This is a genomic window from Caldivirga sp. UBA161 (assembly GCF_002506515.1).
Taxonomy (GTDB): domain Archaea; phylum Thermoproteota; class Thermoprotei; order Thermoproteales; family Thermocladiaceae; genus Caldivirga.
Genome location: NZ_DAXS01000013.1, coordinates 16,141 through 17,371, shown reverse-complemented (window position 1 = coordinate 17,371; position 1,231 = coordinate 16,141). Strand labels below are relative to the sequence as shown.

Here is a 1,231-nt window from a genome sequence, read left to right as displayed (position 1 = left end):
CGCAATGATGAGTGTTGCCAGGGAGCTTAATGTGGATGGTTGGCTTAACGTTGTTAAGAAGGAGTGGGATAACTTGGTTAGGCAGGGCTTAACATGGAATCAACCATCGAGGATAGATGGTAGGACAGGTAAGCCTGACCCCGAGAGGGGTTTCCTAGACCACTATATTGGTAGCCCAGCACCATGGAGTTTCACATACAGGTACGCATTAAGCAAGTTGAGTGTTCATTAATTGCATGAGTATTTAAGCATGCGGAAGCTTAATTTAGCGCCTAAGGCTTAGGTAAGTGATGATTAATGGAATAATTACGTTAACTAGGAGTAGGAGATTTAGGAGTGTAGACTTCAATATTAATGGTGTACTTGTATCAGCAATGATGATTGGTAAGGCTTATAGTGGGTTAATTACTGTTAAGGGTTCCTTAAAGGTATTGGAGAGTGGTGAGGCTAGGGAGCTTATTGAGCATTGGGATAAGATTACTAGCCTAATAATTAAGGTCACAGGCTCCAACTTCTACACATTTTCAGGGCCCTTTCAGGCCGGTGAGGATGTCATTAAGTTTAATGCGTATTTTGATGTCTTTAAGAATGTTGAAGTAATCATAACACCCAATTACTTACAGTTAAAGCTTCCAGACTCACGGAGGAGGTTTAGGAGTAGGGGTGAGTTATTGAGTAGGTTGGTTAAAATTACATTAGGTACATTAAGCAGGTACTCTCAAATTCATTAAGCCTGCTGCCTCTGCTGGGTCTTAGCCTGCTGGGCCCTCCACCTAACACAACCACGCCCAGTGCACTTAGATCCGTAGAAGCCAACCTTCTGTCCAGGTGATGCATTCTTCTTAACAGGTGTACCACCTTGCTGGTGGCTACCACCACCATGTGGGTGTGCGTAGGCGCTCATTGCCTTACCACGTACCTTCGGGTACTTCCACGCCTTAGTCCTAGCCCTATGATACTTGCTACCAGCCTTAACGAAGGGCTTCTCAATCCTCCCACCACCAGCTACTATACCTATTGTAGCCCTAGCCCTTGAATCAACCTCAACCATCCTCCCGCTGGGTAATTGAAGTAGTGTTGTTGAATCCCTATGAATCATAACCACACCGTAGGTTCCACTGGACCTCGCGTACTTCCCACCATCACCAACCCTCTTCTCAACATTACACACCATTGTACCCTCAGGTATTTTACCAATGGGCATCACGTTACCTGGCTCCACCCTGGCATT

The 1,231-nt window shown here is 45.5% G+C and carries 3 protein-coding genes; 2 read left to right on the top strand and 1 reads right to left on the bottom strand.

Translation table 11 applies throughout. From position 1 onward, the window contains the following. The coding region (locus BP896_RS01625) for a hypothetical protein (protein WP_291764973.1) at positions 1–232 on the top strand (232 nt) is incomplete at its 5' end. A gap of 58 nt (positions 233–290) precedes the next feature. Then, positions 291–731 (top strand): hypothetical protein, encoded by a 441-nt coding sequence (locus BP896_RS01620; protein ID WP_291764970.1) that lies wholly within the window; start codon positions 291–293, stop codon positions 729–731. Here BP896_RS01620 and rpl2p read toward each other — a convergent pair. Next, positions 728–1,231: 50S ribosomal protein L2 (rpl2p, locus tag BP896_RS01615; RefSeq protein ID WP_291764967.1), on the bottom strand; the 504-nt coding region annotated here is incomplete at its 5' end. The genes BP896_RS01620 and rpl2p overlap by 4 nt on opposite strands.

Bases quoted from the DNA above. Each gene is read 5' to 3' on its own strand.
- BP896_RS01620 (WP_291764970.1), top strand. From the start codon at position 291: ATGATTAATGGAATAATTACGTTAACTAGGAGTAGGAGATTTAGGAGT.